Below are 25,523 nucleotides of genomic sequence, written 5' to 3' on the forward strand. Positions count from 1 at the left end.
GCTGACAAGCGGCTTTCTTTTTTTTGGTCAGGCAGCAAGTACCGCGTCGCCATCGATTCTCACTGCGCCGCCGCGCGCCAGTTCTTCCACGCACTGTTTCAGCAACGCGGGCCTCGCTTCGGGCAACGCGAGCAGATCCGCTGCGGCTCGCATCACGCGCGCGGACGCGGTCAGGTCCAGCAACGCATTGAAGGGCATCGCGCGCACTTCCATCAGCTTGAACACGATCAGCACCTTCAGCGCGTTCTTCGCGTTGCGCGCGGGATCGACGCGCAGATAGTCGAGCCGCGACGATGCCGTGTCGAGCGCGCGCGACACGTCGGTGAATGGCGCGCCGTGGCCCGGCACGACAGCGCGGACATCGAGTGTCGCGATCAGGTCGAGCACCGCGCGCTGCTCGGCGAAACCGCTTTCGCCTTCGATCTCCGGAAAGATCACGCCGAAGCCGTTCTCCCACAACGCGTCGGCGCTGATGAGGATGCGTTCGTCGGCGCAATAAAGCATCAGCGAATGCGGATCATGGCCGGGCGCGCCGAGCGCGGACCAGTCGAGGCCGCCCAGCCGAAGGCGTGATCCGGCGGTCAGCGTGCCGCTGAATGCGAAGCGATCGCAACGCTGGCCGGTCGCGCGGAAGGTGAGGACGTCTTCGTCCCAGTCGCGAACCACGTCGGCTTCAGTCGACGGGATCAGCGTCTCGCAATCGTAGGCGGCTTGCAGCAGTGCATTTCCGCCGCAGTGGTCCGAATGCAGGTGCGTGTTCACGATCAGATCGAGCTTGCGCGCGCCGAGCGTCTGCTGCACGAGCGCGAGCGTTTGCGGGGCGTGCGTCGCGTAGCCGGTATCGACCAGGACGGTGCGTTCGTCGTCGATGAAAAGCACGTTGTTCGACGAGAGCCAGCCGCGCTCGAACACGCGCATCGATGCGGGCAAGGCGATCATTCGCGCCTCTCTTTCGGCATGACGACGATCGTCGCAGTCGTTTTCATCACCGTCTCGCCGTGCTGATTGCACGCCTCGCCTTCGAGCGCGACGAGGTCGCCCTTGAGGCTCGCTTTCCACTTGGCATCGGTGACGCGCCACGTCATCGTGAGCACGTCGTGCGCCTTCACCGCGCGCGTCAACTTCACGCCGAATTCGAGGCCGAGCGGCTGCGCGTAGTGCGAGAAGTGCGTGGCGAGCATCGCCATCATGTGCGCGGTCGGCTGTGTGCCCGATGCGATCAGCGAGCCGAAGCGGCTCGTGGCGGCGTAGGCGTCGTCGTGATGCAGCGGGTTCTGGTCGTTCACGAGCGTCGCGAACGATTTGATCGAATCGGGCGGCAGAACGAGCGTCGCGGAAAAGCGCTCCCCGATCACGACGACGCGCGCGCCGCCCTTGCGACGGCTCTCGCTTCTGCGCAGCACCGCCTGCTTCGCCGCGTCATCGAGCGCCGACCACTGCGCGATCTCGTCGATCGTGCGAAAGCAGCCGTCGCAGAAACCGGTCGCCGCGTTCATCCGGCAGACGTCGATACACGGCGACGCGACCGCGTTCATGCAGGCTCGCGCAACGCGACATCGACGACAGGCGCGCCCGTCAGCGCAACGAGATCCTGCGGCGTGAGATTGAACACGGCGTGCGGATGGCCGGCCGCGGCCCACAGGCTGTCGAGCGCGAGCAGGTCTTCGTCGATCAGCGTGACGGGCTGGCTCGCGTGGCCGATCGGACAGACGCCCCCGATCGCATAGCCGGTCTTCTCGCGCACGAACTTCGCGTCCGCGCGCGCCAGTTCGCCCACACGCGCCGCGACCTTTTTTTCGTCGACTCGATTCACGCCGCTCGCGATCACGAGCACCGGCGCGTCGTCGTCGCGGCGGCGAAAGAGGATCGATTTCGCGATCTGCGCCACCGAGCAGCCGAGGCCCGCCGCCGCTTCCGCCGACGTCTTGCCGGTCTCGGGCAGCATCACGACAGGGCTCGCGTGGCCGCGTTCCTGCAACAGCAAGGCGACGCGCCGGGCCGAATCGGGCAACGCTTCGAGGTTCTGCATGTCGTTCATTGTGTCCTTTCCGAATGACTTTCCAAATGGTTCAAACACAGGGCGCCGCGCCGTCGCGTTTCTTCGCGAGCAGCGCACGGCCCGCGCGCGATGAGCTCGGCTTGCCGATCGCGCGCGAGATGAAATCGCCGATTTCGATCAGCTGATCGAGATCGATGCCCGTCTCGATGCCGAGGCCGTTCATCAGGTAGACGACGTCCTCCGTCGCGACGTTGCCGGTCGCGCCCTTCGCATACGGACAGCCGCCGAGCCCCGCGACCGACGCGTGATAGATCTCGATGCCTTCCTGCAACGCCGCGTAGATGTTCGCGACGGCTTGCCCGTAGGTATCGTGGAAGTGGCCCGACAGTCGCTCGCGCGGAAACACCTTCGACACCGCCGCGAGCACTTCGCGCGTTCGCTTCGCCGTGCCGACGCCGATCGTGTCGGCGATATCGATTTCGTCGCAGCCGAGCGCCTTCATCCGTTCGACGACGTCGACCACCGATGCCACCGGCACCTCGCCCTGATACGGGCAGCCTAGCGAGCACGAGATGCTGCCGCGCAGCCGCACACCCGCTTCCTTCGCGGCCTTCGCGACCGGTTCGAAGCGCGCGATGCTCTCCGCGATGCTGCAGTTGATGTTCTTCTGCGAGAACGCTTCGCTCGCCGCGCCGAAGATCACGACTTCGTCGGCTTTTGCTTCGAGCGCGTCTTCGAAGCCGCGCATGTTCGGCGTGAGCACGGAGTAGATCGTGCCGGGGCGCCGCGCGATGCCGGCCATGACAGCGGCGCCGTCGGCCATCTGCGGCACCCACTTTGGAGACACGAACGACGCCGACTCGACGTTTTGCAAGCCGGCTTGCGACAGCCGGTTCACGAGTTCGATCTTGGTTTCGGTCGCGACGAATTCTTTCTCGTTCTGCAAGCCGTCGCGCGGCCCGACTTCGACGATTTTTACTTTGGTGGGGGTCATGCCTGTCTCCTGTTTGCCGCTCTTGTTGCGACTAATACCCGCGCTTCAGATCGACGATACCGCCGATCGGCTCGCCGCGCTCCATCGCTTTCACTTTCTGCGCGATCTGCACGATGCTTTCCTCGCGCAGCGTCTCGGCCGAGATATGCGGCGTGATCGTCACACGCGGCGTGCGCCAGAACGGATGATCGGCGGGAAGCGGCTCCGTGTGGAAAACATCGAGCGTCGCCGCCGCGATCTGGCCGCTCTCCAGCGCCTGCAGCAGGTCCTCATCGACGAGATGCGCGCCGCGCGCGAGGTTCACCAGATACGCGCCGTGCGCGAGCTTCGCAAACGTCCGGCGATTCAGCACGCCTTCGGTGTTGGGCGTGTGGGGCAGCAGGTTGATCAGCACCTTCACGCCGTCGAGGAAGGCGTCGAATTGCGCATCGCCCGCGTAGGTCGTCACGCCGTCGACTTGCTTTTCGCTGCGGCTGTATCCGCGCACCGGCACGCCGAGCGCCGTCAGCGTCCGCGCGACTTCCGTGCCCAGCACGCCGAGCCCCAGCACGCCCACCGTGAAGCTCGCGCGCGGATGCGCCTTGAGTTTTTCCCAGCGGCCTTCGCGCTGCAATGTGTCGTATTCGTCGAATCGGCGCATGTAGCGCAGCACCGCGTGCGTCGCGTACTCGACCATCTGCTGCGCCATGCCGGTGTCTTCGAGCCGCACGAGTTTCGCGTTCGGCGGCAGCGTGCCGGGTTCCTTCCGCTCGACATCGAGAATCGCATCGACGCCCGCGCCCAGGTTGAACACCGCTTTCAGGTCCGGCCGGTTCGCGAACAGTTCGCGCGGCGCGCGCCAGACGATCGCGTAATCGGCGGGCGCGGTGTCGCCGGGTTGCCACTCGCGCAAATCGGCCTCGGGCAATTCGCGCGCGAGATCGTGCATCCAGAGGGCGGCATCGGCGTGCTGTTCGTAGAAGAGGATCTTCATGTCACTTCGCAAAGAGGCTGCCGATGTCCGCGAACGCCTTGAATTCGAGCGCGTTGCCGCAGGGATCGAGGAAGAACATCGTCGCCTGCTCGCCGACTTCGCCCTTGAAGCGGATATGCGGCTCGATGATGAACTTCGTGCCGACGCCTTGCAGACGCTCGGAGAGCGCGTGCCAGTCGTCCATCGACAGTACGACGCCGAAGTGGCGCACCGGTACGTCGTCGCCATCGACGGCGTTCTTCGCGGGCGGCCGCACTTCATCGGGCGCGAGATGCGCGACGAGTTGATGACCGAAGAAATCGAAATCGACCCACTCGGGTGAACTGCGTCCTTCCGGGCAGCCGAGCAGATCGCCGTAGAACGCGCGGGCGTTCGCGAGGCTCGTGACGGGGAACGCGAGGTGGAACGGCTGCAGCGTGCGCAGCGTTCTCGAACGGTCCGATGCGGCGGGTTGATCAGTGGACACACCAGGCAAATCTGACATACGGCCTCCGAGTTTGGGTTTGTCTCATTTTACGGTCTTGCCCGTGCGTGCGCTCCACGCGAGCAGCGCGTCGCCATAAACAAATGACGAAATATTGGTTCGTCCGCGTGCGGGCGCACCGGAGAATGCTTGATGAGAGGAGCCGGCCGATGCCGGCAGCGAGGGCGATATGAACACATGCAGGTCAGGCTGGCCGCCGCGGCTCGTGACCGTGCCCGGCTTGCACGGCAGCGAGGGCGCGCACTGGCAGACGTGGCTGGAGCGGCAGTACCGGCGGGCGGCGCGCGTCGAGCAGGCCGACTGGGACGCGCCGCATCTCGACACCTGGGCAAACGCCGTGCGCGCGCAGCTTGCGAAGGAACGCGGGCCGGTCGTGATCGCGGCGCACAGCTTCGGCTGTCTCGCGACGGCGCATGCGCTCGCACGCGGCGGCATCGGTGCGGATGTGGCGGGCGTGCTGTTCGTCGCGCCGGCGAGCCCGGAGAAGTTTCGCTTCGCTGGCACGTTCGACGCTGGAAGGCTGGGCGTGCCGTCGATTCTCGTCGGCAGCGAAACCGATCCGTGGATGCCGTTCGATCACGCGCGCGAACTCGCCGCGCGCTTTGGCAGCGCGTTCGTGAATCTCGGTGATGCCGGGCATATCAATACGGCGGCGGGTTTCGGTCCGTGGCCGCGCGCGAAGTATTTCGTCGATACGCTGATTCATCTCGCCGCGCCGCTGCGGTTTGGGGATGCCGAGGAATACCGCGCGGAATTGCCTGAGTTGTATGCGTATGGTTAGATTCAAACGCGTTTCGATAGAATCCAGCTAGACGGCCGCTTTCACGCGGCCTTTTTTGCGTTCGATAAAGGGAGACAAAATGCAGGTAAAGAAAACCGCGCTCGTGGCCGCGCTGAGCCTCGCCGCCGGATGCGCCCACGCGGATACGTCGCTGCTCAACGTTTCGTACGACGTCACGCGCGAACTCTACAAGGACATCAACACGGCCTTCGTCGCGGACTACAAGCAAAAGTCCGGCGAAACGATATCGGTGCGCCAGTCACATGGCGCGTCGAGTGCGCAGGCGCTGTCGGTGATGCAGGGCCTGCAGGCCGACGTCGTGACGATGAACCAGCCGAACGACATCGACCTCCTCGCCGAGAACGGCCAGCTCGTGCCCGCGAACTGGCGCACGCGTCTGCCGGACAACAGCGCGCCCTACACGACGACGATGGTGTTCCTCGTGCGCCAGGGCAACCCGAAGAACATCAAGGACTGGAGCGATCTCGCGCGGCCCGGCGTGCAGGTCGTGATCGCGAATCCGAAGACCTCGGGCAACGGGCGCTATTCCTATCTCGCCGCGTGGGGCTACAAGAAGCAGCACGGCGCAACCGATGCCCAGGCGCAAGACTTCGAGAAGGCGATCTTCAAGAACGTGCCGGTGCTCGACACGGGCGGGCGCGGCGCGACGACGACCTTCACGCAGCGCGGCATCGGCGACGTGCTGGTGACGTTCGAGAACGAAGTCGCGCTGATCGATACCGGCGTGGGCGCGAAGGATTTCGACGCCGTGTATCCATCGATGAGCCTGCTCGCGGAGCCGCCCGTGACGATCGTCGACAAGGTGGTGGACAAGCGCGGCACGCGCAAGGTCGCGCAGGCTTACCTCGAGTATCTGTACACGCCGGCGGGGCAGGAGATCATCGCGCAGCATCATCTGCGTCCGCGTAACGCGGAGGTGCTGGCCAAGCACGCGAGCGAGTTCAAGCCACTGAAGACGTTCACCGTCGAGCAGATTTTCGGTAGCTGGCAGAACGCTCAGAAAACGCACTTCTCCGATGGCGGGACGTTCGATCAGGTCGTCGTCGACAAGAAGTGATCGACGGCTTTGAACGCGAAAAAGCCCGCAAATGCGGGCTTTTTCGCGAAATGGGTCGCCTCAATTAATCTGCGCGTGCCCGCACTTCGTATCACACGCGTGCGGCTCTTCTTCCACTTTCTGCGACGCCTCCGCACGAATCCCCAAGCGCTCGAGCAACTTGCGATCCGCCTCCGCTTGCGGATTGCTTGTCGTGAGCAACTGGTCGCCGTAAAAGATCGAATTCGCGCCGGCCGCGAAGCACAGTGCCTGCAGCGCCTCGTCCATCTGCTCGCGTCCTGCCGAGAGACGCACCATCGCGCCCGGCATCGTGATGCGCGCGACCGCGATCGTGCGCACGAATTCGAACGGATCGAGCGGCGCCGTGCCGGTGAGCGGCGTGCCTTCGACCTGCACGAGATTGTTGATCGGCACCGACTCCGGATACGGGTCCATGTTCGCCAACTGCGTGATGAGCCCCGCGCGCTCGCGCCGCGATTCACCCATCCCGACGATCCCGCCGCAGCACACGTTGATACCGACATCGCGCACGCGTTCGAGCGTGTCGAGGCGGTCCTGATACGTGCGCGTCGAGATGATCTGGCCGTAGAACTCCGGCGACGTATCGAGGTTGTGGTTGTAGTAGTCGAGGCCCGCTTCGCGCAGTCCCTCCGCCTGATGCGCCTCCAGCATGCCGAGGGTCACGCATGTTTCCAGTCCCATCGCCTTCACGCCGCGAATCATGTCCTTGATTGGTTCGAGGTGACGGTCCTTCGGATTGCGCCACGCGGCGCCCATGCAGAAGCGCGTCGCGCCGTTCGACTTTGCGATCTCCGCGGCCTTGAGCACGGCATCGACTTCCATCAGCTTGTCGGCCTTCAGCCCGGTATCGTGATGCACCGATTGCGGACAGTACGCGCAGTCCTCCTCGCAGCCGCCCGTCTTGATCGACAGCAGCGTGGAAAGCTGCACCGTGTTCGGATCGAAATGCTCGCGATGCACGGTCTGCGCGCGGTACAGCAAGTCGTTGAACGGCAGCTCGTAGAGCGCGACGACATCCGCGACGCGCCAGCGCGCTTGCGTCGGTGTTTGTGCTTGCGTCGATTGTGTCTGAGCGATGTGTGCTTGCGTCATGAGATCAATCCTTGTGCTTGGAGCGTGAATCACTGACCTGCGTTGTCCGCGCGAAGCGACTGCAACAGCAGGGTCGAATCGATATGGTTTGCCGCCTCCCGGGCATCGGGCGGCGCGAGATGAGGGATGGTGCCGATGAGCGGCGCGTTGTACTGGATGTCGAGCCGAAGCCGGATCGCTTCGATGTTTTCGGCAGGGTAGAGCATATTCGGATCGACGCGGTTCGCGACCCAGCCCGCGAGCCGCAGGCCGCGCGATGCGATCGCTTCGGCGGTCAGCAACGCATGGCTGATGCACCCGAGCCGCATGCCGACCACCAGCACCACCGGCAGATCGAGCGCGAACGCGAGATCGGCGGTGTCGTGCACATCGGTGAGCGGCACGCGAAAGCCGCCGACACCTTCCACCACGACCACGTCGGCTTGCGTCATCGCGAGCTTGTGGGCATCGACGATGCGCGAAATGTCGAGCGCCACGTTCTCGCGCGCGGCAGCAATGTGCGGCGCGATCGGTTCTTTCAACAGGTACGGCGTGCGCACGTCGGGCGGCAGCGCGACGTTGGCGGCGGCGTCGAGCTGATCCGCGTCTTCGTTGTGCCAGACGCCGTCGCGCGCGAACGCGCCCGCTGCGATCGGCTTCATCGCGGCGGCGCGCAGGCCTTGCTGCGCGAAGCCGTGCAACAACGCAGCCGACACGAGCGTCTTGCCGATCTCAGTATCGGTGCCGGTGACGAAGAAGGAGACGGGCGCGTTCATGATTGCTTGCTCAAGGTCGATAGCGCGTCGTTCAAACGCGCGAGATCGTCGTCGCTGTGCCCTGCCGAGAGCGAGATACGCAGGCGCGATGTGCCAGCGGGCACGGTCGGCGGACGAATCGCGGGAACCCACAGGCCCTTTGCATCGAGCGCGGCGGCGAGCGCGAGCGTCTCATCATTGCCGCCGATCACGAGCGGTTGCACGGCCGTGTGCGAATCGACGGGAAGCCAGCGCGTGCGCTTCAACATCGCGCGCGTCGTCTCGATCAGTGCGGCGAGATGCTGTCGGCGCGCGTCGCCTTCGTCGCTGCCGATGATCGCGATGCTCGCCGACACCGCGTGCGCGACCGCAGGCGGCGACGCCGTCGTGAAGATGTACGGACGCGCGCGCTGCATGAGCCATTCGATCACCGTCTCGTGCGCGACGACGAACGCGCCCGCGACGCCCGCCGCCTTGCCGAGCGTGCCGACATAGACGAGATGCGGCGAGCGCAGCGCGGCCGCCGCGAGCGCGCCGCGTCCCTGCGGGCCGAGGATGCCAAAGCCGTGCGCATCGTCGACGACGAGCCACGCGCCGTAACGCTCGGCCAGTTCCAGCAGACGTGTGAGCGGCGCGATATCGCCGTCCATGCTGAAGACGGCATCGGTGACGATCACCTTTGTGGCCGCGTCGCCCGACGACGCATCGAGCATCGCGTCGAGTGCTTCCACGTCCGCGTGCGGATAGATCTGCACGTCGGCGCGCGAGAGCCGCACGCCGTCGATCAGCGACGCGTGGTTCAACGCATCGGAGAAAACGAGCGTACCGCGCCCCGCGAGCGTCGAGAGCACCGCAAGGTTCGCCATGTAGCCGGTGCTGAAGTAGAGCGCGCGCGGGTTGTCGACGAAGCCGCCGCTGAATTCGGCGAGATCGTCTTCAAGTTGCGCGTGGGCGCGCGAGTGGCCGCCGAGCAGATGCGAGCCGCCGCTGCCCGCGCCGTAGAGCGTCGCGCCTTCGGAGAGCGCGGCGCGCAGCTTGTCATGCGCGGCGAGCCCAAGATAATCGTTGCTGGCAAAGCCGATGATCGCGCGGCCGTCCACCGTCATGTGCGCGGCGCAGGCGCTGTCGGCGATGCGACGGCGACGGCGCAGGCCGCGTGCGTCGATATCGGCAAGGCCTTGTTCGAGCGTGTCGAAGAGTGCGTCCGATGTGTCGCTCATGCGGCCTCCGCGAGCGTCGCTTCGAAGGTCGCGCGGGTGCGTTCAGCGAGCAGCGCGAGTTCGTCATCGGCGAGGATGTAGGGCGGCATCAGATATATGGTCGTACCGATCGGGCGCAATAAAAGCTCTTGTTTCAAGGCGTTTTCGAAGAAACGCCGTGAGAACGTGCGAGCGTGTGACGCGTCTTCGATGACCGCATCGAACGCGAAAATCGTGCCGCGCTCGCGCAGATTGCGAACGTTCGGATGATCGGCCAGCGGCTTCAATGCAGCACTCAATATCGACGACTTGCGGCGGTTCTCGTTGAACACGTCGGCGCTATCGAAGAGATCGAGCGTCGCCAACGCCGCGCGGCACGCGAGCGGATTGCCCGTGTACGAATGCGAGTGGAGGAAGCCGCGCGTCATGTCGTCGTCGTAGAAGGCGGCGTAGATCTCGTCACGCGTGAGCACGATCGAGAGCGGCAGATAACCGCCGCTGATCCCCTTCGATAAACATACGAAGTCCGGCCAGATCGAAGCCTGTTCGCACGCGAAGAAAGTGCCAGACCGTCCGCAGCCGACGGCGATTTCATCGGCGATCAGATGCACGTCGAATTCGTCGCAGAGCGCGCGGAGTGCCGTCAGATACGACGGATCGTACATCGCCATGCCGGCGGCACACTGCACGAGCGGCTCGACGATCACCGCCGCGAGATGCTGCGCGCGCGCCTCGAAGAGCTTGCGCATGTCGGCGAGGGCGACGCGAACCGCATCGACGCCCTTGCGCGCATCGGGCGACGTGACCACATGCGCGTGCCGAATCAGCGGATCGTAGGCGTCCTTGAACAGCGCGACATCGGTGACGCCCAACGCGCCGATCGTCTCGCCGTGATAGCTGTTCGCGAGGCACACGAACTCGTTTTTCTGTTCTTGCCCTTTGTTGCGCCAATAGTGAAAGCTCATCTTCAGCGCGATTTCGACCGCCGATGCGCCATCGGAGGCGAAGAACGCGTGGCCGAGCGTGTGCTGCGTCAGCGCGGAAAGCCGTTCGGCGAGCAGCACCGCGGGCTCGTGCGTGCAGCCCGCGAGCATCGCGTGTTCGAGCGTATCGAGCTGATCCTTGAGCGCTGCGTTGATGCTCGGATTCGCGTGGCCGAACAGATTGACCCACCACGAACTGATGCCGTCGAGATAACGCCGGTCATCGTGATCGTAAAGCCACGCGCCTTTACCGCGCGCGACCGGAATGAGCGGCAGGCGCTCGTGATGCTTCATCTGGGTGCACGGATGCCACACGGCAGCGAGCGAACGCGCGATCCAGTTTTCATTAGCTTCTGTGTTCAAAGCGACTCCACGACAGGCGCGACTCGCGCATGTCTCGTACTTTCACGCGAGCCAGGAAGGCTTGCGTTTTTCCAGGAAACTGCGCACGCCTTCGCGCCCTTCATCGGACGAACGGATGCGTGCGATGCGATCGGCGGTATCGGCGATCAGCGCTTCATCGATCGCCTTGTCCGCCATGTCGGCCACCAGTTGCTTGCATTCGCGCACGGCGTTCGGGCTGTTCGCGACGATCGATGCGGCCACCGCGTCGACGCTTGCATCGAGCTGATCGGCGGCGACCACCTGATGCACGAAGCCGATGCGCAGCGCCTCGGCGGCATCGAAACGTTCGGCGGTCACGAAATAGCGGTGCGCGGCGCGCGCGCCCATCGCGCGGATCACATAGGGCGCGATCGTCGCGGGCATCAGGCCGAGCTTCGCTTCAGAGAGGCAGTAGTTCGCCGTGTCCGCGCTGATCGCGATGTCGCAGGCGGCGACGAGCCCCATGCCGCCCGCGTATGCGTCGCCCTGGACGCGCGCGATCACCGGCTTGCTGCACGTGTGGATGGTGTTGAGCATCGTCGCGAGGCTGAGCGCGTCGGAGCGGTTCTCGGTGTCCGAGTAACCCGCCATGCGCTTCATCCAGTTCAGGTCCGCGCCCGCGCAGAACGCCGGGCCGTTTGCCGCGAGGATCACCGCGCGCACGCTCGCGTCGTCGTCGAGTGCGCGGAAGGCGGCGGTGAGTTCGACGATCGTCGCGTCGTCGAAGGCATTGCGCACGTCGGGGCGATCGAGCGTCACGCGGGCGATGTGCCCGACGACGGTGAACTTGAGGCGCTGCAGGTTCAATGCATCGGTCATGGGAAGTCTTCGCAAGGTGGACGACGAGAAACCGATTATCTCCAAATTCGCGACGTATTTCGATTCCGGCACGGATTGCAGCGGTTTGCGCCGATCGCAGTCAAGCCCGCGAATCTCGAAAACACGCGTAACGTCGCTCAACACGGGCGCTTGTCTGGGCTTCTGGCGGGAGGCGATGCGAAAGCGCCGGCTCGGGGCCGGCGCTGCAAATCGATGCGGGAGACGCGTTCAGCGCGAGGCCGTCTGCGTGTCGGCGCTGGAATCGCGCCAGACGACGGCGTCATCGACCGCGTAGAGGCGGCATGGATCGCTGCTTTGCTTCTGGCAGCTCGCGATGGCGACCGACATCGGGTCGTCGCCGCCTTCGGCCCACGACCACGCGCCCGAATCCGATACCGCGAACGCGCGGCTCGAATACTGGTGCAGGAAGTTGCGATATCCAGCGCGTCCGCCTTCGTCGAGGTACGGGACGGCGGTCACGGCGTCGAGGCTCGCGTAGCCGCTCGCCTTCGGCGCGCGCGGCTCGGAGACCTGGTAAAGCACTGAAGTCGGCATGCCGATCTGCGCAAGGAAGGTCTTGACGCGCGGCCACCAAACCTGCACGCCGTCACGATCGCCGACGAGACGATGCGCGTCGTTCTTGTACGCGCCGAAGTCGAACATCTGCGCTTTCGCGCCGTGCTCGGTGAACGCGGCGTACATCTGGCCGGCGAGCTCGCCTTGCCAGACGGAATCGTTCGCGCCGTAGAGCCAGAGCGAAGGCAGGCGCACTTTCTCGCCGTACGAGCCGAATGCGGCGGTGAGATTTTTCTGCCAGCCGGCGCATTCGTCCTGACGCAGGCCGCCGGAGAAGTTGATCAGGCCCCGCACGCCGGGTGCCGAAACGGCGTCGCGCGCGCCGTAAGCGATGGCGGTCATCCCGCCGTGCGACGTACCGCCGACGACGATATGCGTCTTGTCCACGTATGGCTGTTCGCTCATGTACGCGACGGCGGCTGCGACGTCGTGCGCCTGCTCGTAGCCGTTCGCTTCGACGTCGCAGCCGTGGCCGGCGTACTCGCCGCCGGATTCGGCGAAACCGCGGCGATTCGGCACCACGACGACATAACCGTGCCGCACGAATTCGCGTGCGAGCGCGAGCGGACGATTGCGCGGCTGGTTGTGCGCGTCGCCGGGGAGCTTGCCGTGATTGAACACGATCATCGGGAATGGACCGGCGCCGTCCGGCTTGAACACGGTCGTCTGGAGCGTGACGTCGCCTTCCGGGATGCGGATGACGGTTTCGTTCAGACCGTTGTCGACGGCGGGGAGGGCGATGTCGATGGCGTTGGGAATCTGGCCGAAGGCGGGTGCCTGGAGTCCTTCGGACTGGCGAGTGCCTCCGATCGGTTCGGCGTGCGCGAGGGACTGCAGCGTCCCGGCGGCGCACAACAAGCTCCATCCGACCAAAAAGGCTCTGATTCCCATCCCTTGACTCCAGCCGCTAAAACGACGTTGATACGGTGTGGCCCAGATTGAGAAGACAAGCCGAAGTCACAAACCGATCTCCCTGCTTACCTTGGAAGCAGTATGACGGCGGGTTTCCGGGAGTCATGCCTTGAACAGACACGACAATTGGCTTCAATACGGGCGTCTAAGCGCAGATGCGAGCGCTTTGGCGTAGTCAAAGAGTAACCGGACAAAAACAGTGTGAACAATCAGCATTACCCCTGTAACTACTCGCTTAATCAGACGAAAGGGAATTAATACTGAATTATTGTAGGGAACGCTTAATAGTGTTTTTGTGACTTATTACTGGATTATTATTTATCGCTTACATCGCCATCGATATAAAGCCAGCGGCCCTCCTTACGCACGAAGCGGCTGGTTTCGTGAAGTCGGTGCGCACGCCCGCCAGTCTTGTATCTCGCGACGAATTCCACTTCGGCGTGATCCGGGTCCGTTTCTACATGGCGTTTGATTTGTAAGCCGAGCCACTTGGTTTGCGCGTCTGTCGAAGCGTCGAGGTTTACAGGACACGTTGCGTCGGACCAGGTCGCGCGGAGATAAGGCGTGTCGCCGAGCACATAGGCGGTGTAGCGCGAGCGCATCAGTTCCATCGCATTCGGTGGTAGCGCGCCGTCATTGATGAAGCGCCCGCAGCAGTCGGCGTAGCGCGGCGCGCGATCATTCGGGCGGCGCGCTGGCGACGCCCCGCCACACGGACACTCGTCCGGCTTCATTGATCGACGCCCGGCATGTCGATATGACGCGGCTGCGTGCGCACGCGCTCGATCCACGCGCGAATCGCCGGATAGCGCGACAGGTCGAGATTCGCCTCGGCGGCGACGTGGGTGTACGCGTACAGCGCGATATCGGCGACGGAATAATTTTCGCCGACGAAAAACGTGCGCGTCGCGAGGTGCGACTCCATCACGTCCAGCGCGCGATACGACCCCGCAATTCTTTCAGGCAAGCGCGGATCGTCCGCCTTCTTCAAGAATTGCAGAATGAAGCGCGCCACCGCGACGTTCGGCTCGTGGCTGTATTGCTCGAAGAACATCCATTGCAGCACCTGCGCACGCGCGAGGCGGTCGGCAGGCATCAGCGGCGTGCCTTCGGCGAGATAGCAGAGGATCGCGTCGGATTCGGAGAGACACGTCGTGTCGTCGATCTGCAGCACCGGCACCTTGCCGTTCGGATTGAGCAGACGAAACGCGTCGGTGCGCGTGGCGCCGCTCATCATGTCGACCTCATGCCACACGTAGGGCAAGTTCAGTTGTTCGAGCGCGAGCCTGACCTTGTAGCAATTGCCCGAAGCCGACACACCATGCACTTGATAATTCACTCAATATCCCTCGTTTACCAGTCGATCTTCGTGCCGTCGTACTGCACGAAGCTGCCGTTGAATTGTTCCCGCATCGCCCCCGCCTCGGCAATCACCGCGCGCATGCCGCCGACGCTATGCGCAACATCGATCGCCGCCGACGATCCGCCCATGTCCGTGCGCACCCAGCCCGGATGCAGCGCGATGCACGCCGAGTGCCGCGTCTCCAGCGACGCCACCTTGATCACCGAGTTCAACGCCGCCTTGCTCGCGCGATAGAGCCAGCCCGTCGTGCCGCTCGCCGTGCCAATGCTGCCCATCCGGCTCGACAGAACCGCGAGCACGCCGTGCGCGGCGTCGGTGAGAGGCAGCAGCACGGGGATCAGTTGCATCGGGCCGTGCACGTTGGTGCGCATGACGTCGTCGAAATCGTCGGCATTGACCGGCTCGACGCCTTCCGTGCGCGGCCCGTACACCCCCGACACGATGATCGCGACATCGAGCCGCTCGCCGTCCAGTTGCCACGCGAGCGCCGCGACCTGCTCGGGCTGCGTGACATCGAGCGAGAACGTCTGCGCGCCCATCGCATCGAGCGCGTGAAGCGACGCCTTGTCGCGCGCGGTGGCCAGCACGCGCCAGCCGTCGCGGGAATATTCGCGCGCGAACTCGTGACCCAGGCCACGCGATGCGCCGACGATCAGTACGGTTTTCATGTCGATCCCTGGATCAAAGGCTCAAACCAGCTCCACCCCCATCGCCGTCGCTTCCCCGCCGCCGATACACAGACTCGCGACGCCGCGCTTCAATCCGCGCTGCCTCAACGCGCCGATCAGCGTAACGAGAATCCGCGCGCCCGATGCGCCGATCGGATGCCCGAGCGCGCACGCGCCGCCGTGCACGTTCACCTTGTCATGCGGCAGATCCTGCTCGCGCATCGCCGCCATCGTGACCACGGCGAACGCCTCGTTGATCTCGTACAAATCGACGTCGTTCGCGCGCCAGCCGTTCTTCTCGAAGAGCTTGCGGATCGCGCCCACTGGCGCCGTCGTGAACAGCGCAGGTTGCTGTGCGAACGTACTGTGCCCCGCAACACGCGCGAGCGGCGTGACGCCGAGACGCTTCGCCGTCGATTCGCGCATCAGCACGAGCGCGGCGGCGCCATCGGAGATCGAAGACGAATTCGCCGCCGTCACCGTGCCGTCCTTCGCGAACGCGGGCTTGAGCGTCGCGATCTTGTCGAGGTTGGCCTTGAACGGCTGCTCGTCGCGATCGATGACGGTATCGCCCTTGCGGCCCTTCACCGTGACCGGCGCGATCTCCCACTTGAACGAGCCATCTTCGTTTGCGAGCTTCGAGCGGCGCAGCGATTCGATCGCGAACGCATCTTGCGACTCGCGCGAAAACGCATACGACGACGCGCACTGTTCCGCGAACGTGCCCATCAGACGGCCCTTTTCGTACGCGTCTTCGAGTCCGTCGAGAAACATGTGGTCGAGCACCTGACCGTGCCCCATGCGCATGCCGCCGCGCGCTTTCGGAAGCAAATACGGTGCGTTCGACATGCTCTCCATGCCGCCCGCGACGATCACGTCGGCCGAGCCAGCGAGCAACATGTCGTGCGCGAACATCGCGGCGCGCATCCCTGAGCCGCACATCTTGTTGACCGTGGTGCATCCTGCCGCGAGCGGCAGCCCCGCGCCGAGCGCGGCCTGTCGCGCGGGCGCCTGGCCCTGGCCCGCTGGAAGCACGCAGCCGAACACGACTTCGTCGACCTGCTCGGGCGCGATGCCCGCGCGCTCGCGCGCCGCCGCGATCGCGACAGCGCCGAGTTGGGGCGCCGTCATCAATGCGAAGTCGCCCTGGAAAGCCGCCATCGGCGTGCGCGCTGCGGACACGATGACGACCGGATCACGATTTGTCTCACTCATGTTTCAACTCCTTGATGACACCTTGAACGATAGCGGGAATGTCGCCGAGGCGTGCCGCATCCGAGGCGATGACGTCGTTCTCGCTCGAGTGCGTGCCGCCGCGCGCGAGTTCCGCGAGGCAGGATTGATACGTCGAATCGATCTGGTCGTGCGCGTTGATCATCATGCCCATGTTGCGCACGCGGCCGTCGTGCACGCCGTACGTCCAGCCGTGCACGGTCAGTTCCTGGCCGCGCGCCCACGCATCGTTGACGATGGTCGTGCGGCACACGTTCACCGTCTGCTCGATCGTGTTCAGCTCGACGAGCCGGCGATGCCGCGCGTCGCCCATCGGCCAGCCGTCGAGCAGCGCCGCGTGCTTCTCGCGCACGTCCTCGACGTGGCGCAGCCAGTTGTCCGCGAGACCGACGCGCTGGCCGACGAGCGCCGCGCCGACGCCCGAGCACCCGTAATGGCCGACCACCATGATGTGCTTCACCTTCAGCAGATCGACCGCGAACTGGATCACCGACAGTGCGTTCAAGTCCGAGTGCACAACGACGTTCGCGATGTTTCTATGCACGAACACTTCGCCAGGCGGCAAGCCGATGATCTGGTTCGCGGGTACGCGCGAGTCAGAGCAGCCGATCCACAGATACTCCGGCGCCTGCTGGTGAGCCAGGCGCGAGAAGTACTCGGGATCTTCCTTGAGCATGCGCTCGACCCACGCCGAGTTGTTGTTGAACAGATGCGAGAGCGGGTTCTGATCGTTATGCGTGTTCATGATATGTCGTTTAAAAGCGGCTGCCGTCACGCGGCGCGTGCGGAGGTGGTTGAGTTCGAATCCTGCCCGAAGCGCTCCGGATAGCGGATGCAGAAGCGGGCGGAACGCTCGTAGGGATAAAAGTCGGCGAGTTCGCCGCGCAGCAGTTGTTCCTTGTTTCGTTGCCAGAGATCGGGATCGAAGAAGTCGGCGTGCAGGCGCATGAAGGCTTCACGCACGCGCGGATCGCCGAGCAGGAAGGTGTCGTAGGTTTCCGGAAAGATATCGTGCGGGCCCACGGTGTACCACGGCTCGCCCGACATCTCGTCTTCCTCGAAACGCGGCGGCGGAACCTTGCGCACGTTGCAATCGGTGAGGTACTCGATCTCGTCGTAGTCGTAGAACACCACGCGGCCATGACGCGTCACGCCGAAATTCTTGTACAGCATGTCGCCCGGAAAGATGTTGGCCTGCATCAGTTGCTTGATTGCATCGCCGTATTCCTTGATGCCGTGCTCGATATCCGCATCGCTGCCGTTTTGCAGGAAGAGGTTGAGCGGCACCATGCGACGCTCGATGTACACATGCTTGATGACGAGGTTGTCGCCCTCGTATTCGATCATCGACGGCGCTTCTTTCTCCAGTTCGCGGATCAACGCATCGTCGAGCCTTGTGACGGGAAGCGCCACGCTCGAATATTCGAGCGTATCGGCCATGCGTCCGAGCCGGTCATGGCGCTTGACGAGCTGATACTTGTCCTTGATCTTCTTGCGCGTCGTGTCCTTCGGCGGCGGGAAGTAATCCTTGATCATCTTGAACACGTAAGGAAACGACGGCAGCGTGAACACGATCATCACGAGCCCCTTGATACCGGGCGCGATGATGAACTGGTCGCTCGAATGCGAGAGGTGATGCAGCAGGTCGCGATAGAAAAGGTTCTTGCCCTGCTTCTGCAAACCCACCGATGTATAGAGTTCCGCCTTCGGCTTGACCGGCATGATCGTGCGCAGGAATTGCACGTAAGCGGACGGCACTTCCATGTCGACGAGAAAATACGAATGCGCGAAGCTGAAGATGATGAGCAGTTGCTCGCGGCTCAGCAGCACGGTATCGAGCGCGAGAAGGCCCGGCTGCGTGTGGCGCACGGGCACGGCAAACGGCACGACGCTGTCGCTGTTGATGATGCGCCCGACGATATACGCGGCCTTGTTGCGAAAGAACAGCGACGACAGCACGTGAATCTGGAAATTCGGCGCGGCTTTGAAGTCGCCAAGGACTTCGGTCATCGATTGCATCACGCATTGCACGTCGCGCTGCAAATCCTCGAACGGCGGATTCAGCTGGAAATTCGTGACGATGCGTTCGAGCGTGGCGGCGAGGCCGTCCTTCGCCGGGTAATACGCGCGATACGTAGGCTTCGCGGCGGGTTCGTCGTTCTCGATGTACTCGGTGGAAATCGCGGGCCGCACGAAGATGAAATCGTTGTTGAAATACGAGCGATGCAGGATCTTGCAGCACACCGAGTTGAAGAACGTCTCCGCGCATTCCGGCTGACGATGCGACGTGAGCAAGCCGATGTAGTGCAGCTTGATCTGCTGCCAGATTTCGTCGTCGATGTTTTCCGCGTCGTATTCGTCTTCGAGCAGCATCACGCATTCGTCGACGCGCTTGTCGTACGACGCGATACGCTCGCGCGCAAGCTGTTGCAGCGCGAGCCAGTCGCCTGCTTCGAACAGCGTCTTCGCTTCGATGGCGGCATCGCGAAACACGCAATAGTGACGATCGAACCCTTCGAGCATCGTCTGCGCGACATCGAAACCGATTTGCGACGAGAGCAGTTTGGGGAAGTGGTTCATATCGACTCAGCGCGTCGTGGGAATGTCATGCCGCTTTCGATTTGCGCGCGCGCTTTTCAGCGCTCGCTGAAAGCAGCGCACGGCCTTGCTGCTCGTATTGGTCGAGCTCGGCGAGCGTCGCGTTCAGGTCCTCCAGTTGCTGCTCCAAGACCTTGCGATGCGCGGCGATCGTATCGAGGAACGCGTGCAGCTGCGAGACGGTGCCCGTCGGCGAATCGTAGAGATCGAGCAGCACGCGAATCTCCGAGAGCGTGAAGCCGAGTCGCTTGCCGCGCAGCGTAAGCTTGAGCCGCGTGCGGTCGCGTGGGGAATACACGCGACGCAATCCGCTCGACCCTTCGCGCGTCGGCGCAAGCAGGCCCTGGTCTTCGTAGAAGCGGATGGCGCGCGGCGTGACTTCGAATTCGCGCGCGAGTTCGGTGATCGTGTATTGCGTCTGTTGATTCATCGCCGGGCGCCGAAGTTCGAGCGCGATTAGTCCGTGGACGTTAATATGTACGTTTACGTTATCGTCAACCTCGGCAAATTGCAACGGCGCCGCAACCCGGAGACCCATGCGCGAATGAACGCCCTCGAACATCAACTCGACTACGTGTTTGCCGATGCCTTGCCGGAAGCGGGCGGCGTCATGGAAGCCGCGCCCGGCGTGTTCTGGGTGCGCATGCCACTGCCGTTCGCGCTCGATCACATCAATCTCTGGCTGATGCGCGACGAGATCGACGGCGTGAGCGGCTGGACGGTGGTCGATTGCGGCATTGCAAGCGAGACGATCCGCGCGAACTGGGAGCGCGTGTTCGACACGCTGCTCGAAGGCCTGCCGGTGCTGCGCGTGATCATCACGCATTGCCATCCGGACCACCTGGGCCTCGCCGACTGGATTTGCAATGGCGGCGACAAAAAGCGCTGGAACGTGCGCCTGTGGATATCGCTGGGCGAATACGCGATGGGTCGCGTGATGGCCGCCGGCGACGGCTCGAATGCGGGCGGCGAGCGTGCCGCGCGCCACTTTGCGCGACACGGCCTGAACGACGAGGCATCGCTCGATGCGCTGCGCAAACGCGACAGCTATTACCCGACGCTCGTGCCTTCGATTCCGCCGCAATTCCGCCGCCTGCGTGATGGCGATAGACTCACGATCGGCGGCCGCGCATGGCAAGTGGTGGCGGGCTACGGCCATTCGCCGGAGCACAGCGCGCTTTTTTGCGCGGAGGCCGGCGTGCTGATCTCCGGCGACATGGTGCTGCCGCGCATCTCGACGAACGTGTCCGTGTTCGATATCGAACCCGAAGGCAATCCGCTTGCGCTCTATCTGGAATCGCTCGGACGCTATGAAACGATGCCCGCCGATACGCTCGTTCTACCGTCGCACGGCAAGCCGTTTCGCGGCATGCACACGCGCATCGCGCAGTTACGCGATCATCACAAGGCGCGTCTCGCCGAAGTGCGCGAAGCGTGTTCGATCAAGCCGCAGAGCGCCGCTGAAATCGTTCCGATGATGTTCAAACGTAAGCTCGATATTCATCAGATGACATTCGCGCTCGGCGAAGCGCTCGCGCACTTGCATCTGCTGTGGCTCGAAGGCGAGCTGAAGCGCCAGATCGATGACGATGGCGTGATCCGCTTTGCTCCCGCGTAATCACGCCAGCGAAGAAGGCTACTGCACGACGACGCTCGCGAAGTTCTGCCGCCCGAACGGGCTCACGCGATAGCCGCTGACGTTGCCGCGCGTCAGCGCGGCGGCTGTCGGATAAGCGAGCGGAATCCACAGCGCCTGATCGTGGATGATCTTCTGCGCATCTCCATACGCTTTCGTGCGCTTCGAAACATCGGCAGTCGCCTTGCCGTCGGCGATCAGCTTGTCGAGTTGCGGATCGCAGTAGCGCGCGAAGTTGATGCCCGACTTCACCGCGTTGCAGCTAAAGAGCGGCGACAAATAGTTGTCCGGGTCGCCGTTGTCGCCGGCCCAGCCCATGAACAGCATGTCGTGCTGACCCTGCTTCGCTTCCTTGATGAGTTCGCCCCATTCGATCACCTTCACTTGCGCCTTCACTCCGATCTTCGCGAGATCGGCCTGCAGCAGTTCGGCGCCGGCCTTCGGATTCGGATTGAGCACGCTGCCGTTCGGACGCACCCAGATCGTCGTCTCGAAGCCGTTCGGAAAGCCCGCGTCGGCGAGCAGCTTCTTCGCCTTTTCGGCGGAATAGGCGTACGGGCTCACCGCTTTGTCATAGCTCCACGTATTTGGCGGGAACGGATTCACGGCGGGCGTCGCGGTGTTGTCGAAGACGGTCTTGATATAGGTCGTGCGATCGAAGGCTTCGTTGAGTGCCTGACGCACCTTCGGGCTATCGAGCGGCTTCTTCTGCGTGTTCAGCGCGACGAACGCCGTCATGAACGCGGGCGTCTCGCTCACTTTGAGCGCCTTGTCGTTCTTCGCGTCAATGACGTCCTGCGGTTTCGGCGACAAGGCGATCTGGCATTCGCCTGCCTTGATCTTTTGCGCGCGTACCGAGGCATCCGGCGTGATCGCGTAGATCAGGCGATCGATCTTCGGCTTCGCGCCCCAGTACGTCGGGTTCACGTCGTAGCGGATCACGGCGTCCTTCGTGTAGGTCTTCAGCACGAACGGACCGGTGCCGATCGGCTTCGCGTTCAGATCGGTCTGCTTGTTCGCTTTTTGCAACTGATCGGCGTATTCGGCCGAATAGATCGATGCGAAACCCATCGTCAGGATCGGCACGAAGGTCGCGTTAGGCTCGTTGAGCTCGAACTTCACGGTATTGTCATCGACCTTGCTCACCGATTTGATCAGCTTTACGAGCCCCATCGATTGCGCGTGCGGAAAGCCGCTTGCCCCGGCGACCTTGTGCCACGGATTGCTCTCGGAGAGCATGCGGTCGAAGGTGAACACGACGTCGTCGGCACTGAGCTTGCGCGTCGGCTTGAAGTAATCAGTGGACTGGAACTGCACGTTCGGTCGCAGGTGGAACGTGTAGGTAAGGCCGTCGGCGCTCACGTCCCACTTCTCCGCCAGCGACGGCGCGACCTTCTTCGCGGCTTCGTCGTAGGAGACGAGCGTGTTGAAGAGCACGTCGGCCGACGCATTGGTCGTGACGAGCGAGTTGAACTGGACGACGTCGAAGCCGTCCGGGCTCGATTCGGTGCAGACGGTGAGCGGCTTGGACATCGCGAGCATCGGCGTGGCGACGAGTGCGGCGGCCGCGAGCAGTTTAAGGCGCATGAGTTCTCCCGTGACCTTCAGGTCGATTTAGTCTTTACGTTCGTTTCAGGTTCGACGACGCGCAATGACGATGCAAGGCGCGCGCCCGCGCCGGTAGAGTATCGAACGAAGGCCGCAGCGACAACGATCCGATCGCCATATCCATATGCGCTTCCTGCTTCGGAGCAAGCGGCGCGCCTTGCCGAATCGTTTTGACCGGGCTACACTTCAGCCGTCTTTGGGGAGTAGCCTTCCTTCCGCCCTGGAAGGAGAACGCGTCAACATCCTCGGCTTGTCTGCCGTGGCGCGTTCGACCGCGAGTTTCACGCAGTCGGTTTGGCGAGACCATTGATGCATCGTGTCGTTCCTGGTCGGACGGCGCGCGATGCATCATGGTTCGCTGACGTCCGACCGTGGAATTATCGTGTCCCCAGAACTCAAAAATACTATCCCCTCAAGCGCAGTTTCGTTCACGCACGCCTCGACGCGAGGTGACGCATGACGCTGCTTTTCCTCGAACTCGCGGCGATGCTCGCGATCATCCTCATCGCGTCCGAGTTGTTCACGAACGCGCTCGAACATCTCGGCGAACGGCTCGGCATATCGGAGGGCGTCACCGGGTCGCTCTTCGCGGCGGTCGGCACGGCGCTTCCCGAGACGACCGTGCCGATCATCGCGCTGCTCGGCGGCACGGCGAGCCGGGCGGTCAATGAAGAAATCGGCGTCGGCGCGATCCTGGGCGCGCCGCTGATGCTCGCGACGCTATCCACCTGTCTCATGACGCTCGCGATTTTGAAATCGCGCGGCATGCGCGGCGTGATCGCGCCCGAGCGAACCGGCTTCGTGCGCGACCTCAACTTCTTCCTGTGCGCGTTTGTGATCGCGGCGGGCGCGATGTTCGTGCCGCATCACGCATGGCAAGTGCGTGCGCTTTTCGCGGCGGGGCTCGTGTGCGTGTACGTGGTCTACGTAATCACGACGTTCAGGGCATCGGCGGCGCTCGTCGACAGCGGGCACGGCACCGAGGCGCCCGAACGCCTTTTCGTCTCGAAGCTCGGCCTGCCGACGTCGCTCGCCACCATCGCGCTGCAGTTCGCCATCGGCATCGCGCTTTTGGTCGGCGGCGCGAAGGGATTCATCCACGGCGTGGAGGGCGTGTCCGAGGCGCTGGGGATATCGGCGCTGCTGCTCTCGCTGATCATCATTCCGATCGCGACCGAATTGCCCGAGAAGGTCAACAGCATTCTCTGGGCGCGGCGCGGCAAGGATACGCTCGCGTTCGGCAACATCACGGGCGCGATGGTTTTTCAGGGCACGCTGCTGCCCGCGATCGGCATCATGCTGACGCCGTGGGAACCGCGCGTCGAAGTGTTGACGGGTGTATTGATCACGCTCGCCGCCGCGGCGTGGCTGCGCTTCAATGCGCGTCGCAATGGCGTGGTGTTGTGGGCGTTGCTGGGAAATGGCGTGCTGTACGGCGCGTATCTCGGCCTGACGCTCGGGCGCTGAAAGCGTGCTGAAACGCTTGCGCAAATAAGAAATGCCCGCCGAAGCGGGCATTGAAGAGCGAAGCAGCGCACCATCCAGCGGCGCGTTGTTCTTGTTGTTCTTATTTCTTATTAACGGCAGTGGCCGGCAAAACTTTAGAACAAGCGTGCAGCTTGTTGATAGCGATTCGCGGCGGTGGTGCGCGCCACCGCTTCGCGATAGTTCTTGCCGAGCGACATGCGTGCATTGTCCGCGTCGCTCATGAGGCTTGCGTCGAGCGTCTGAATCTCACGCACGAGCGCGAGCGTCGCGTCGGTTTGGTCGTCCTGCACTTGCATCAGGAGCGGCGAACGCTCATCAGCGAGACGCGCGGCCTCGACCCAGTCGCCCGCGCGTGCGGCTGCGGCGATCCCGTGCGTCAATTCCAGTGCGTTCTTAAGAAGCTGCTGGTTCATTTCATTCTCCTTCTCGATTCGCGCCGTGCGTTACTTGTTGGTCGCGAGTGCGCCCGCGCTGCTTGTACCGCCGAACAACTGCGTCAAATACGACGTGTTGTTCGCCATCGTCGCCATTAGCGTGTTCAGCGCGGTGAACTGCGCGTTGTATTGCTTGGTCAGCGTGTCGGCGTAGGTTTGCAGCGTCGCCGTCTGTTTCGTTAGGCTCGTCAGGTCTGCGTTGAGCGCGGTCGTACGCGAATCGATGATGCCGCCCGTCGTCAGGAACGCGTTCACCTTCGTGTTGAGTTGCGCGGCGACGCCGTTGGTCGGATTGAAAATCTGCTGGACCGTGCTCGACGACGACTGGAGCGCCGTCGTCAGCTTCGTGTTGTCCGCGAGCAGCGTGCCGTCCGGCTGCAAGTTGATGCCGATCGATGCCAGGTTGACCATCGATCCCGCCGATCCCGACGCCACGCCGCCGCTCACGATCGTCGCGAGCGAGCCGCGAATCGTCTGGAGCATGGAGTCGCCGAGCAGCGCGCCGCCCTGCGAGCCGGCGTCCTTGGTCGAGTCGAAGCTGGAGAGCGCGGCCGCCTGGCTCACGAACGAGTTGTACGCGTTGACGAACGAGGTGATCGCCTTCGCCTGCGCCGTGTTGTCCTGCGCGACCGTAAGTGATTGCGTCGTACCCGCCGATGCCGATGAAAGGTTCAGCGTGACGCCCGCGATCGCGTTGGTCACGGCGTTGGTCGAGCTCGTGACGTTCGTGCCGTCGATGCTGAACTTGGCGTCGGCGGCGGGGGTCGATACCGTGTAGTTCGTGTCCGACGCGCCCGTGTAGCCGAGCGCGGAACTGAGCGTGCCGCTCGTGCTGGCGGTGATCGTGTTGCTCGCGCCCGTCGAGGTCGATGCGAGCACGAGGTGCGCGCCCGAATCGCCCGTGACGATAGTCGCGCTGATGCCCGGATTGTCCGACGCCGAGTTGATCGCCGACGCGATGTCCGCGAGCTTGTTGCTCGAATTGGAGAGCGAGACGTTCATCTGCTTGCTGCCCAGATTGAGCGTCAGCGTGCCGGTGCCGAGGTTCGCCGTCGGATCGATCGTGCCCGAGGTGATCTTCTGCGCGCTCGCGACGCTCGTAACAGCGATCTGGTAGCTGCCCGCCACCGCGCCCGTGCCGGCAGTCGCCGACAAGCCGTTACCGCTCGCGGTCGCGCTGAAGGCGGCGAGCGACGTGCCGTTGGACAAGCCCGTCAGCGTGCCTTGCAGCGACGACAGCGCGGACTTGATCTGCGACACCGCGGACAGCAGCGTGTTGTCGCTTGCCGTCTTGTTCGCGATCATCGTGGCCTGACCGGTGGTCTTCGCGACCACGAGCGATGAAACGAGCGTGGACACGTCCAGTGCCGATTTCGTCGATCCGCTGATGACGGATTGCGCCGCGGCGGCGATCGTGCTGCTGACGTCGGTTGAAGATGAGGTCGTTGTCATCGGGCGTTCCGGAA

At 63.7% G+C, this 25,523-nt stretch carries 26 protein-coding genes and 1 riboswitch; of the genes, 4 read left to right on the forward strand and 22 right to left on the reverse strand.

Translation table 11 applies throughout. From position 1 onward, the window contains the following. Positions 1-27 precede the first annotated feature (27 nt). The 6 genes from AWB65_RS24325 to AWB65_RS24350 are packed head-to-tail and all read right to left on the reverse strand — an operon-like array spanning position 28 to position 4,450. Entirely contained in the window at positions 28-939 is a 912-nt protein-coding gene (locus AWB65_RS24325; RefSeq protein WP_087669581.1) for an MBL fold metallo-hydrolase, read from the reverse strand. Further along, the gene (locus AWB65_RS24330; RefSeq protein ID WP_235007742.1) at positions 936-1,496 is read right to left on the reverse strand and encodes a DUF1289 domain-containing protein; all 561 of its coding nucleotides are present in this window, start codon (positions 1,494-1,496) and stop codon (positions 936-938) included. The genes AWB65_RS24325 and AWB65_RS24330 overlap by 4 nt, the downstream gene beginning before the upstream one ends. Positions 1,497-1,531: 35 nt before the next feature. Further along, on the reverse strand, positions 1,532-2,038 hold the full coding sequence (locus AWB65_RS24335) for a YbaK/EbsC family protein (RefSeq protein ID WP_087669583.1): 507 nt from the start codon (positions 2,036-2,038) through the stop codon (positions 1,532-1,534). A gap of 31 nt (positions 2,039-2,069) precedes the next feature. Then, on the reverse strand, positions 2,070-2,993 hold the full coding sequence (locus AWB65_RS24340; protein ID WP_087669584.1) for a hydroxymethylglutaryl-CoA lyase: 924 nt from the start codon (positions 2,991-2,993) through the stop codon (positions 2,070-2,072). A 31-nt stretch (positions 2,994-3,024) separates the two neighbouring features. After that, entirely contained in the window at positions 3,025-3,966 is a 942-nt protein-coding gene (locus AWB65_RS24345) for a 2-hydroxyacid dehydrogenase (protein ID WP_087669585.1), read from the reverse strand. Between the two features lies 1 nt (position 3,967). Next, complete coding sequence (locus AWB65_RS24350) at positions 3,968-4,450, reverse strand: VOC family protein (protein WP_200821786.1); 483 nt, start codon at positions 4,448-4,450, stop codon at positions 3,968-3,970. 169 nt (positions 4,451-4,619) lie between these two features. Between AWB65_RS24350 and AWB65_RS24355 the strand changes: the two genes are divergently transcribed. Continuing rightward, a complete protein-coding gene (locus AWB65_RS24355) occupies positions 4,620-5,231 on the forward strand; it encodes an RBBP9/YdeN family alpha/beta hydrolase (RefSeq protein WP_087669586.1) in 612 nt (203 codons plus the stop codon). Between the two features lie 79 nt (positions 5,232-5,310). Then, entirely contained in the window at positions 5,311-6,309 is a 999-nt protein-coding gene (locus AWB65_RS24360) for a sulfate ABC transporter substrate-binding protein (protein WP_087669587.1), read from the forward strand. A gap of 60 nt (positions 6,310-6,369) precedes the next feature. Here AWB65_RS24360 and bioB read toward each other — a convergent pair whose 3' ends face one another. The 13 genes from bioB to AWB65_RS24425 all read right to left on the reverse strand — a co-directional run bounded on the left by bioB (position 6,370) and on the right by AWB65_RS24425 (position 19,321). After that, entirely contained in the window at positions 6,370-7,422 is a 1,053-nt protein-coding gene (gene bioB, locus AWB65_RS24365) for a biotin synthase BioB (protein ID WP_087669588.1), read from the reverse strand. A gap of 29 nt (positions 7,423-7,451) precedes the next feature. Next, complete coding sequence (bioD, locus tag AWB65_RS24370; protein ID WP_087669589.1) at positions 7,452-8,177, reverse strand: dethiobiotin synthase; 726 nt, start codon at positions 8,175-8,177, stop codon at positions 7,452-7,454. Next, entirely contained in the window at positions 8,174-9,376 is a 1,203-nt protein-coding gene (gene bioF / locus AWB65_RS24375) for an 8-amino-7-oxononanoate synthase (protein WP_087669590.1), read from the reverse strand. Before bioF ends, bioD begins: the two co-directional genes overlap by 4 nt. After that, positions 9,373-10,701 carry an adenosylmethionine--8-amino-7-oxononanoate transaminase gene (bioA, locus tag AWB65_RS24380; RefSeq protein ID WP_087669591.1) on the reverse strand — a complete coding sequence of 443 codons (1,329 nt, stop codon included), beginning with the start codon at positions 10,699-10,701 and terminating at the stop codon, positions 9,373-9,375. Before bioA ends, bioF begins: the two co-directional genes overlap by 4 nt. Positions 10,702-10,743: 42 nt before the next feature. Beyond that, positions 10,744-11,541 carry an enoyl-CoA hydratase/isomerase family protein gene (locus AWB65_RS24385; protein WP_087669622.1) on the reverse strand — a complete coding sequence of 266 codons (798 nt, stop codon included), beginning with the start codon at positions 11,539-11,541 and terminating at the stop codon, positions 10,744-10,746. 228 nt (positions 11,542-11,769) lie between these two features. Continuing rightward, positions 11,770-13,008, reverse strand: a complete 1,239-nt coding sequence (locus AWB65_RS24390) for a dienelactone hydrolase family protein (protein ID WP_087669592.1) — start codon at positions 13,006-13,008, stop codon at positions 11,770-11,772. Between the two features lie 335 nt (positions 13,009-13,343). Then, positions 13,344-13,763: a YchJ family protein gene (locus AWB65_RS24395; RefSeq protein ID WP_087669593.1), complete on the reverse strand. Its 420-nt coding sequence runs from the start codon at positions 13,761-13,763 to the stop codon at positions 13,344-13,346. After that, positions 13,760-14,368, reverse strand: coding sequence for a glutathione S-transferase family protein (locus AWB65_RS24400; RefSeq protein ID WP_087669594.1), 609 nt, complete (start codon positions 14,366-14,368; stop codon positions 13,760-13,762). The genes AWB65_RS24395 and AWB65_RS24400 overlap by 4 nt, the downstream gene beginning before the upstream one ends. 14 nt (positions 14,369-14,382) lie before the next feature. After that, positions 14,383-15,060, reverse strand: coding sequence for an SDR family oxidoreductase (locus AWB65_RS24405; RefSeq protein ID WP_087669595.1), 678 nt, complete (start codon positions 15,058-15,060; stop codon positions 14,383-14,385). A gap of 21 nt (positions 15,061-15,081) precedes the next feature. Further along, positions 15,082-16,275 (reverse strand): acetyl-CoA C-acetyltransferase, encoded by a 1,194-nt coding sequence (locus tag AWB65_RS24410; protein WP_087669596.1) that lies wholly within the window; start codon positions 16,273-16,275, stop codon positions 15,082-15,084. Continuing rightward, complete coding sequence (gene can, locus AWB65_RS24415) at positions 16,268-17,038, reverse strand: carbonate dehydratase (protein WP_087669597.1); 771 nt, start codon at positions 17,036-17,038, stop codon at positions 16,268-16,270. Before can ends, AWB65_RS24410 begins: the two co-directional genes overlap by 8 nt. Positions 17,039-17,064: 26 nt before the next feature. After that, positions 17,065-18,873 (reverse strand): bifunctional isocitrate dehydrogenase kinase/phosphatase, encoded by a 1,809-nt coding sequence (gene aceK, locus AWB65_RS24420; RefSeq protein ID WP_087669598.1) that lies wholly within the window; start codon positions 18,871-18,873, stop codon positions 17,065-17,067. Between the two features lie 25 nt (positions 18,874-18,898). Beyond that, a complete protein-coding gene (locus AWB65_RS24425) occupies positions 18,899-19,321 on the reverse strand; it encodes a MerR family transcriptional regulator (protein WP_087669623.1) in 423 nt (140 codons plus the stop codon). A gap of 114 nt (positions 19,322-19,435) precedes the next feature. On the opposite strand from AWB65_RS24425, the gene AWB65_RS24430 reads away from it, so the two are divergent. Next, the gene (locus AWB65_RS24430; protein WP_087669599.1) at positions 19,436-20,509 is read left to right on the forward strand and encodes an MBL fold metallo-hydrolase; all 1,074 of its coding nucleotides are present in this window, start codon (positions 19,436-19,438) and stop codon (positions 20,507-20,509) included. A gap of 18 nt (positions 20,510-20,527) precedes the next feature. On the opposite strand, the gene AWB65_RS24435 is transcribed toward AWB65_RS24430, so the two are convergent. Next, on the reverse strand, positions 20,528-22,114 hold the full coding sequence (locus tag AWB65_RS24435) for an ABC transporter substrate-binding protein (protein ID WP_087669600.1): 1,587 nt from the start codon (positions 22,112-22,114) through the stop codon (positions 20,528-20,530). Between the two features lie 207 nt (positions 22,115-22,321). Next, positions 22,322-22,502, forward strand: a riboswitch (yybP-ykoY riboswitch). An 89-nt stretch (positions 22,503-22,591) separates the two neighbouring features. On the opposite strand from AWB65_RS24435, the gene AWB65_RS24440 reads away from it, so the two are divergent. Beyond that, positions 22,592-23,602: a sodium:calcium antiporter gene (locus AWB65_RS24440; protein WP_087669601.1), complete on the forward strand. Its 1,011-nt coding sequence runs from the start codon at positions 22,592-22,594 to the stop codon at positions 23,600-23,602. 134 nt (positions 23,603-23,736) lie between these two features. On the opposite strand, the gene fliT is transcribed toward AWB65_RS24440, so the two are convergent. Both fliT and fliD read right to left on the reverse strand, forming a co-directional pair. Continuing rightward, positions 23,737-24,036: a flagellar protein FliT gene (fliT, locus tag AWB65_RS24445; RefSeq protein WP_087669602.1), complete on the reverse strand. Its 300-nt coding sequence runs from the start codon at positions 24,034-24,036 to the stop codon at positions 23,737-23,739. Positions 24,037-24,066: 30 nt separating this feature from the next. After that, positions 24,067-25,509 carry a flagellar filament capping protein FliD gene (fliD, locus tag AWB65_RS24450; protein ID WP_087669603.1) on the reverse strand — a complete coding sequence of 481 codons (1,443 nt, stop codon included), beginning with the start codon at positions 25,507-25,509 and terminating at the stop codon, positions 24,067-24,069. Between the last annotated feature and the right edge of the window lie 14 nt (positions 25,510-25,523).

The sequence above is a fragment of the Caballeronia humi genome, assembly GCF_001544475.1.
GTDB lineage: Bacteria > Pseudomonadota > Gammaproteobacteria > Burkholderiales > Burkholderiaceae > Caballeronia > Caballeronia humi.

Excerpts from the sequence above, each read along its gene's own strand:
- AWB65_RS24325 (WP_087669581.1), bottom strand. The coding sequence starts at position 939 with ATGATCGCCTTGCCCGCATCGATGCGCGTGTTCGAGCGCGGCTGGCTC.
- AWB65_RS24330 (WP_235007742.1), bottom strand. The coding sequence starts at position 1,496 with ATGAACGCGGCGACCGGTTTCTGCGACGGCTGCTTTCGCACGATCGAC.
- AWB65_RS24335 (WP_087669583.1), bottom strand. The coding sequence starts at position 2,038 with ATGAACGACATGCAGAACCTCGAAGCGTTGCCCGATTCGGCCCGGCGC.
- AWB65_RS24340 (WP_087669584.1), bottom strand. The coding sequence starts at position 2,993 with ATGACCCCCACCAAAGTAAAAATCGTCGAAGTCGGGCCGCGCGACGGC.
- AWB65_RS24345 (WP_087669585.1), bottom strand. The coding sequence starts at position 3,966 with ATGAAGATCCTCTTCTACGAACAGCACGCCGATGCCGCCCTCTGGATG.
- AWB65_RS24350 (WP_200821786.1), bottom strand. The coding sequence starts at position 4,450 with ATGTCAGATTTGCCTGGTGTGTCCACTGATCAACCCGCCGCATCGGAC.
- AWB65_RS24355 (WP_087669586.1), top strand. The coding sequence starts at position 4,620 with ATGAACACATGCAGGTCAGGCTGGCCGCCGCGGCTCGTGACCGTGCCC.
- AWB65_RS24360 (WP_087669587.1), top strand. The coding sequence starts at position 5,311 with ATGCAGGTAAAGAAAACCGCGCTCGTGGCCGCGCTGAGCCTCGCCGCC.
- bioB (WP_087669588.1), bottom strand. The coding sequence starts at position 7,422 with ATGACGCAAGCACACATCGCTCAGACACAATCGACGCAAGCACAAACA.
- bioD (WP_087669589.1), bottom strand. The coding sequence starts at position 8,177 with ATGAACGCGCCCGTCTCCTTCTTCGTCACCGGCACCGATACTGAGATC.
- bioF (WP_087669590.1), bottom strand. The coding sequence starts at position 9,376 with ATGAGCGACACATCGGACGCACTCTTCGACACGCTCGAACAAGGCCTT.
- AWB65_RS24385 (WP_087669622.1), bottom strand. The coding sequence starts at position 11,541 with ATGACCGATGCATTGAACCTGCAGCGCCTCAAGTTCACCGTCGTCGGG.
- AWB65_RS24390 (WP_087669592.1), bottom strand. The coding sequence starts at position 13,008 with ATGGGAATCAGAGCCTTTTTGGTCGGATGGAGCTTGTTGTGCGCCGCC.
- AWB65_RS24395 (WP_087669593.1), bottom strand. The coding sequence starts at position 13,763 with ATGAAGCCGGACGAGTGTCCGTGTGGCGGGGCGTCGCCAGCGCGCCGC.
- AWB65_RS24405 (WP_087669595.1), bottom strand. The coding sequence starts at position 15,060 with ATGAAAACCGTACTGATCGTCGGCGCATCGCGTGGCCTGGGTCACGAG.
- AWB65_RS24410 (WP_087669596.1), bottom strand. The coding sequence starts at position 16,275 with ATGAGTGAGACAAATCGTGATCCGGTCGTCATCGTGTCCGCAGCGCGC.
- can (WP_087669597.1), bottom strand. The coding sequence starts at position 17,038 with ATGAACACGCATAACGATCAGAACCCGCTCTCGCATCTGTTCAACAAC.
- aceK (WP_087669598.1), bottom strand. The coding sequence starts at position 18,873 with ATGAACCACTTCCCCAAACTGCTCTCGTCGCAAATCGGTTTCGATGTC.
- AWB65_RS24425 (WP_087669623.1), bottom strand. The coding sequence starts at position 19,321 with ATGAATCAACAGACGCAATACACGATCACCGAACTCGCGCGCGAATTC.
- AWB65_RS24430 (WP_087669599.1), top strand. The coding sequence starts at position 19,436 with ATGAACGCCCTCGAACATCAACTCGACTACGTGTTTGCCGATGCCTTG.
- AWB65_RS24435 (WP_087669600.1), bottom strand. The coding sequence starts at position 22,114 with ATGCGCCTTAAACTGCTCGCGGCCGCCGCACTCGTCGCCACGCCGATG.
- AWB65_RS24440 (WP_087669601.1), top strand. The coding sequence starts at position 22,592 with ATGACGCTGCTTTTCCTCGAACTCGCGGCGATGCTCGCGATCATCCTC.
- fliT (WP_087669602.1), bottom strand. The coding sequence starts at position 24,036 with ATGAACCAGCAGCTTCTTAAGAACGCACTGGAATTGACGCACGGGATC.
- fliD (WP_087669603.1), bottom strand. The coding sequence starts at position 25,509 with ATGACAACGACCTCATCTTCAACCGACGTCAGCAGCACGATCGCCGCC.